The 7,682-nt window shown below is 28.7% G+C and carries 6 protein-coding genes; 5 read left to right on the top strand and 1 reads right to left on the bottom strand.

Going from position 1 to position 7,682, the window contains the following annotated elements; genetic code table 11:
- On the top strand, positions 1–1,258 hold a 1,258-nt coding region (locus CHL78_RS18870), incomplete at its 5' end, for an MATE family efflux transporter (protein WP_147295855.1).
- 340 nt (positions 1,259–1,598) lie between these two features.
- Positions 1,599–2,783, top strand: a complete 1,185-nt coding sequence (locus CHL78_RS18865) for an ROK family transcriptional regulator (protein ID WP_094367943.1) — start codon at positions 1,599–1,601, stop codon at positions 2,781–2,783.
- 122 nt (positions 2,784–2,905) lie between these two features.
- Here CHL78_RS18865 and CHL78_RS18860 read toward each other — a convergent pair whose 3' ends face one another.
- Positions 2,906–4,354 (bottom strand): sulfatase-like hydrolase/transferase, encoded by a 1,449-nt coding sequence (locus tag CHL78_RS18860; protein WP_094367944.1) that lies wholly within the window; start codon positions 4,352–4,354, stop codon positions 2,906–2,908.
- A gap of 372 nt (positions 4,355–4,726) precedes the next feature.
- Between CHL78_RS18860 and CHL78_RS18855 the strand changes: the two genes are divergently transcribed.
- The 3 genes from CHL78_RS18855 to CHL78_RS18845 form a co-directional block, all read left to right on the top strand.
- The gene (locus tag CHL78_RS18855) at positions 4,727–6,166 is read left to right on the top strand and encodes an MFS transporter (protein ID WP_094367945.1); all 1,440 of its coding nucleotides are present in this window, start codon (positions 4,727–4,729) and stop codon (positions 6,164–6,166) included.
- A gap of 239 nt (positions 6,167–6,405) precedes the next feature.
- Entirely contained in the window at positions 6,406–7,197 is a 792-nt protein-coding gene (locus tag CHL78_RS18850) for a sulfite exporter TauE/SafE family protein (protein ID WP_158540737.1), read from the top strand.
- A 12-nt stretch (positions 7,198–7,209) separates the two neighbouring features.
- The coding region (locus CHL78_RS18845; protein WP_116041699.1) for a radical SAM protein at positions 7,210–7,682 on the top strand (473 nt) is incomplete at its 3' end.

Below are 7,682 nucleotides of genomic sequence, written 5' to 3'. Positions count from 1 at the left end.
ATATACAATAATTGATGGAATATTTGTAGGTCAGGGTGTAGGAGATAACGCACTTGCAGCAGTTAATATAGTACTACCATTTACTGTAATGCTAGTTGGTATAGCTAATATGATGGCAGTAGGTGGAGGAGCACTAGTATCTAAAAATGCAGGTGCTAAAAACATAGAGAAAGCTGTAAACATATTTAGACAAGTATGTAAGTTTTTATTAATAGTATCTATAGTAGTAAGTATTTTATGTGTAGTATTTACTGACGCTATAGTAAAGATGTTAGGAGCCACAAACATATTACAAAATTTAGCAGTAGATTATTTAAGATATTATGCTTTATTTTGTATACCAAACTTAGTAGGTATAGTATTAAATAGTTTTGTAAGAAATGATAATAAACCAAAACTTGCAATGGTATCAACAATAGCTGGTGCTATAACTAATATAGTACTAGACTATATCTTTATATTTGAGTTTGGATTAGGAATAAAAGGAGCAGCTATAGCAACTGGTCTTGGACAAATAGTAACAGTGGCTATACTTTTACCTCACTTTATAAATAAAAGAGGTAATTTAACTTTTGGAAAAGTTAAACTAGAAATGGAAGTTATAAGTGGATTATTAAAAATAGGTTTCCCATCATTTTTATGCCAAATAAGTTTCTCTATTATAGTATTAATACATAATATGATTATAGTGAAGCTTATGGGAGAAACAGGGATAGCAGCATACAGTATACTTAATTATTTGGGAACTAATATATATATGGTACTATTTGGTTTAACTTTAGGTGCACAGCCACTTATAAGTTATAACTTTGGTAGAAGAGATAGGGAAAAAGTATTAAAGTTTTATAAGATAAACTGCATAGCAGGATTAATTACAACTACATTCTTTGTAGCTATATGTTATATATTTGGTAGACAAATAATATCTATATTTACAAATGATTTAACAGTATTAAATACAGCATACTTTGCAGTTAAGCTATCAAGCTTAAGTTACTACTTAGTAGGGCTAAATATAGGAACTATAGTTTATTATCAAGCTATAGAAAAGCCTAATACAGCAACACTAATGTGCTTATTTAGATCGATTATATTCTTACCGATAGCTTTAATTATATTATCTAAGGTTTTCGGAGCAAATGGTATATGGGCAGGGACTCTAGTTTCTGAGACATTAACATTCGTAGCAATAAATGTAATAAGTAATATAAAGACTACTACAAGTAAGTCTATAGAACAATCTTGTGTAGCTGCATAATATAATCTATAGTTGCAAGATTAATTAAAATGGAAAATTTATTTAAAATAAATAATAATAAACCGCATCACAAGTAAAGTATAAAACTAGCCTTGACTATTGAATTGTAGTAGTTAAGGCTAGTTTTTTATGTGTAAATGACGTATCATAAATAGTGGATACAAGTAAAAGAGTCATATTATTTGCAATAAATTGTATAGAATTAGATATTTCTATATATAAACATATTAATAATTGAAGTAATAATATATCTAATTTTAATATATGATAGTAGTATTTTACTCTTAAATTTATAAATCGATTTAAGTTAACAAAACGTACCTAGTAAAGGAGGGATAGCATGAAGCCTATAAAAAAATCTAATCGAACTAGAATATTAGAGTATATTTTTAGAAATGCTCCTGTATCAAGAGCTACTATAGCTGAGCAAACAGATATTACACCTGCTACAGTAACAACCACAATAGCTGAACTGATAAGTGAACAAATTATTGTAGACTTAGGTGAAGTTGAACAAAATGACAATACACCAGGTAGAAAACGTGTTTTAATTGATTTAAATCATGATTATGGCTATGCAATTGGAATAGAATTTAATGAAAAGCATGTATCTTTTTGTATAACTAATTTAAAAGGGAAGATTATAGAAGAATCAATATTTTTAACAACATACCATGAAATTTCCAATATAACAGAATTTATAATTGAAAATGTAGAAATACTTGTGCAAAAAAAACAAGATATCAAGGATAAGATTTTGGGTATAGGTATTGGTGTACCAGGTAAGATAAATAATAATAATAAAGAATTATTCTCAGATTCGAATGTATGGAAATGTTTCTTTCCTGAACAAATCAAAGAGAGATTTAAATTACCTGTTGTAATGGATAATAATGTAAAATGTATGGCCATGGGGATATATTTATTTGAACCTCAAAAAAGTCCAGAAAATTTTTCTTTTTTCCATTTAGGAATTGGAATGTACTGCGCAAATGTGATTAATGGAGAATTATTTAAAGGCGAAAATTATATATCTGGAGAAATAGGTCATACAATTGTTAAAGTGGATGGGAAAAGTTGCGAATGTGGAAAAAATGGCTGTCTTAATACTTATGCGAGTGAAAGATGGTTAATAAAGATGGCTAGGATATTGATCAAAAATAATGCTTCTGTTATTTTAGATAGCTTAGTCAAAAATGATGAAGAGATAAATATTGAGCATATTATAACTGCATATAATTTAGGTGATGAAGTTATAAGACAATATATATTAGAAGCACTGAAATATCTAAGTATGACGATTTCAAATTTATCTATTATAATAAATCCTACTAAAATTTTCTTACATGGTCGATTATTTGAAGAGGATACGATATTTAAGCAATTCCAAGTATATATTGAAAAGGATTTAAACTTTATAGGAGATAACTATTTTTCTAATATAGAACCAGTACGATATAGAACTATTAATGGTGCTGTAGGGGCAAGTGCTAGGGTTATTGATGCTTATTTTATTAATGAATAATCAAGATTTCATTAGATTTATCTTATTTACATACTAAAAAGAGTATATATAAATTTGTTTTTACACAAATCTATTTATACTCTTTTTAGTATCTTCAAGAAGAATATATAATTGTTAAAATTCTAATAAAATTCTTTGATACGATTAAACCATACACTAGCTGGATCATTACTTTCTTTCAAATGGCGAGATAATTTTTCTATGTATTCTCTTTTAATATCTGAGTATTTTTCATCATAACATAAATTATTTAATTGATATGGGTCATTGATGAAATCATAAAGCTCACCCTTTTCATTTTCATTAAATGTAAATTGATATTTATTATCTCTTACCATTCTTTGGCGTGACACATAAAAATGATTATGGAACTCACCAAAGACCTCTGTTCTATTATTACTTCTCTCATTTCCTAACATTAAAGGAAGAAGGCTTTCACCATCAACAGGTTTAGAAGGTTTCATACCTGCTACATCTAGAAGTGTTGGCATAATTTCTTGTAAATAAACAAAACTATTATTATCCTTATTCCCAAGTCCTTTAACTATCATTGGTATTCTATATATTTCATCAAAAGTAAATGCACCCTTCTCAATCAACTTGTGAGCTCCAAGGCAATCTCCATGATCTGCGCTATAAATAATAATAGTATCCTCATAAATTCCTAATTTTTTTAATTTATCTACAATTAATCCAACCATGTCATCAATCATTGTACAATGGCCATAGTATTTAGAAGAAATGTCTGCAAATCCATCCCATCCATAATCTCCAAGTCCCCACATTTTTTCAGTAAGATAATAACCATAAGGTTTATCATTAAAATCTTCTTTATAACTTGGATGTTCTTTAATATCCTTTGGATCATACATAGAATAATAAGGCTCAGGCACGATGCTTGGAGAATGAGGTCCCCAGAAGTTTGCCCAGATCAAGAAGGGCTTATCTTCTTCAATTGCTTCATCTATTAAACGATTAGCTTCATGTGCGACAAAATATTCGATAGTACTTTCAACAGGTCCTTCATGCTTAGCATACATTTCTTGGATTTGAAGCGCAGGATTATTACCTAAGAAACCATTAGAAACATCAGGTATATTAAATCCACTATCTTTTAAGTACTCTTCGTAGTAATTAGGTGAATTATCTGGTGGCTGATTAAATACTAAACTAGGAAATACTTGACTTCCTGGGAATCCATATCCCATAAAAGGTTTTCCATTAAACCCACAATCTTCAGGTGTTTTTGTAGCTGAAACATGCCATTTACCAGCAAGACCACAATAATAACCTTGATCTTTCATACATTCTCCAAGAAGAGGAGTACCTTCTTTAATATCTGTAAAATTATCTATTACACCATGATTATGAGGGTATAGCCCTGTCATAACACTTGCGCGAGATGGAGCACAGATTGGAGAAGATGTAAATGCATTGGTAAACTTCATACCTTCATCAGCAAGAGCATCAATATGTGGTGTTTTGCATATATCATTTAACCCATAAGCGCTAATAGTATCGTATCGTTGTTGGTCGGATAGTATTAAAATTATATTTTTTTTCTTAGTCATAAAACTCAATCCTTTCTAAATGTATAATTAATTATTTATTATAAAAAATAAAACTTTTATTATAATAAATATTAAATATGTAATAAAGATTAATAAACACTGAAATATTATATGATTTAATGTTAATTTCAATGTAAGTATAGCATTATTAATTATTAAAAACAATAATTAATTTAATGTACTATTAATATGAAAATGTTAGTATAATTAAGAAAATATCAAAAAAGTTAAAATATATTGAAAATATATTAATTATAATTTATAATCAACTTGTAAAGTATAGAAGTGAAAAGGAGAGTGTTATAATCTTATAATGTAAGTAACAAAAAATTATATTTATTAAGAAAAGTAAAACTATACGGGGGTTAAAAAATGAATAATTCAATTGAAGCTTCAGAAAAACAGGTCTACTTATATAGTATAGGTAATATTGCAAATACTGCTATATTTGCCTTTGTAGGTGCATATATTATGTTCTACTACACAAACATATTAGGTATTCCAGCTACAGTTGCAGGAACAATCTTTATGGTTGCTAGGATGGTGGATGCATTCACAGATCCTATTATGGGTATGATTATTGACAGAACCAATTCAAAAAGATTTGGTAAATATAGACCTTACATAATATTTGGTTCACCAATATTAGGAATTATATTTGTAGTAATGTTTATGGCTCCAGATTTAAGTATGGGAGGAAAAATAGTTTATGCTTATACAAGTTATATTTTATACAGTTTAGCATGGACATGTGTACAGATTCCTCAACTTGCACTTCCTATTATTTTAAGTAATAGTGCAACTCGTCGTACAAAAGTTCAAGCAATCTTCCAAGCAGTTGGAAATATAGGAAACCTAGCAGCGACTTCATTAGCTATTTATATGTTAAGCTGGTTTGGTGGAGATGGTAATAAAGAATCATGGTTTACTGTAGCAGTAATATTTGCTGTATTCTCTACAATTATGTTTATTATATCTGCTATGTCTGTTAGAAAGCTTGATGTTTATAATCCGATAGAAGCGAGCAAAGTTAAGTCAGGCGAGAAGATAACTTTCAAACAAAGTATGAAAGTTATTACTTCTAACACAGCTTTACTTATGGTACTTATAAGTTTTGGAACAGATAGTTTAGCTCTTCAAGTTGGAAATGGATTAAATATGTATTTCTTCAAATATAATATGGGTGAAAAAACACATCTTATGGGGTTAACAGGATGGGCAACTACTATATTCTCTTTCGTATTGATTGGAATTGTAGGATGGTATGTAGGTAAGCTTGGTAAGAAAAATGGAATAATAGTAGCTGAATTACTTGCGATTGTAGCAGCACTTGGATTATTATTAGTTCCTACAAGTAATACTTTCTTCGTAATGTTCTTCATATTATCATCAGTTTGCATTGGTGCTATTACCAATATGTTAGCTAGATCTGCTGTATTAGATTCAGCAAACTTCGCAGAGTGGAAGACTGGTGTTAATGGATCTGCATTAGTATCTTCAACATTTACTTTTGTAAATAAGCTTTCACAAGCATTTGGGGCATTTATTATGGGTTATGTTCTTGATTTTGTAGGATATGCACCAAATCTTGCTCAACAGTCTGAAGCTACATTAAAAGCTATCTTGTATATGAAGACTTTAATTCCTATTGTAGCATTCATATGTTCAGTTGTAGCAATGAAGTTCTACCCAATTGATAAGAAAACAGAGAAAGAAATGGAAGCGTTTATAAATGAGAAGCGTGCAAAAGAGATTAAATCATATAACTCTAGAGAAGATAACATTTATAATGAGCCACAAATAGAAGCTTAATATATTATGTCAATGAGGAAAACGATTTTTAAATGTGTGATTTATATTTTATCAAGATAAGAATAAAAGCGAAATAAAGATGTATTCACATAATTAATTATAAAGAATTAACAGCTGATTTCTATTTTATATAATATGTCAGCTGTTAATTGTTTTTAGGAAAGTTTTATAGATAGAGGAAGAAAATAAAATGTTAAAAATGATATGATAATAGACGTTAAATGGTAGGAGGGGAGTGTATGGAGTTTATATACTTTATCATAAGTGCGATTGCATCATTGATAGGAGCAATAAGTGGAATTGGTGGAGGCATAATTATTAAGCCTCTTATGGATAGCTTAGGAACAATGAGTGTATCAACTTTAAGTTTTTTATCGGGATGTACTGTTTTGACAATGTCTACTGTATCACTTATAAGAAATAGAAAAGAAGAAACTAAAATAAATATGGATATAACTTTATATCTAGCAATCGGTGCTTGTATTGGTGGGATTTTAGGAAAAGAATTGTTTGATAAATCAAGAATGATATTTGGAAATGATAGTTTAGTAGGAATGATTCAATCAATTTTATTATTATTAATCAATGTAGCAATTATTTTTTATATGAAAAACAAAGATAAAATTGAAACACATAATGTAGAAGATAAGAAGAGTTGTGTATTAATTGGATTATCACTTGGAGTGCTATCATCTTTTTTAGGAATAGGTGGAGGACCTTTAAATATAGCTGCAATATACTATTTTTTCTCAATGAAGCCAAAGGAAACCGCTATAAATTCACTATTTGTAATATTTTTTTCTCAGATATCAAGCTTAGTAAGAACAGTTTTATCCAATGATATTCCTGAGTTTGGGATTATGACATTGGTTGTAATGTGTTTAGGAGGAGTATTAGGAGCTATATATGGAGGATATAGATCAAAGAAAATGAGCGATGATATAACTCAACAGTTTTTTGCAAAAGTTCTAATCTTATTGGTTTTTATAAATATATTTAATATAATTAAATTTACAGGAGCATCACTATAGGGGGGGACTAAAATGTATCCATTAAGTTTATTAATTAAGCCAGCATCGGGATATTGTAATTTTAAATGTAAGTATTGTTTTTATGAGGATGTAGCTGATAATCGAGAAATGCAGTCCTATGGATTTATGAGCAATAAAACGTTAGAGCAAATTGTAAAAAAAGCTCTTAGATTTGCAAAGAATGAATGTACATTTACTTTTCAAGGCGGTGAACCCACTTTGGTAGGTCTTGATTTTTACAAAGATTTAATAAAATTCCAAAAAAAATATAATAAAACAGGGTTAAAAATTAACAACTCAATTCAAACTAATGGATATGTAATAGATAAAGAATGGGCAAAATTTTTACGTAATAATAATTTTCTTGTAGGTATATCATTAGATGGAACTAAAGAAATAAATGATATAAATAGGATAGGTGCAGATAGAGAAGGTACTTATGATAAGATACTAGAAACAATAGAGATCTTTGATAAGTATAAAGT

The organism is Romboutsia weinsteinii, assembly GCF_002250835.2.
In the GTDB taxonomy this organism is placed as follows: domain Bacteria; phylum Bacillota; class Clostridia; order Peptostreptococcales; family Peptostreptococcaceae; genus Romboutsia_A; species Romboutsia_A weinsteinii.
This window is presented reverse-complemented; position numbering and strand designations above follow the sequence as displayed.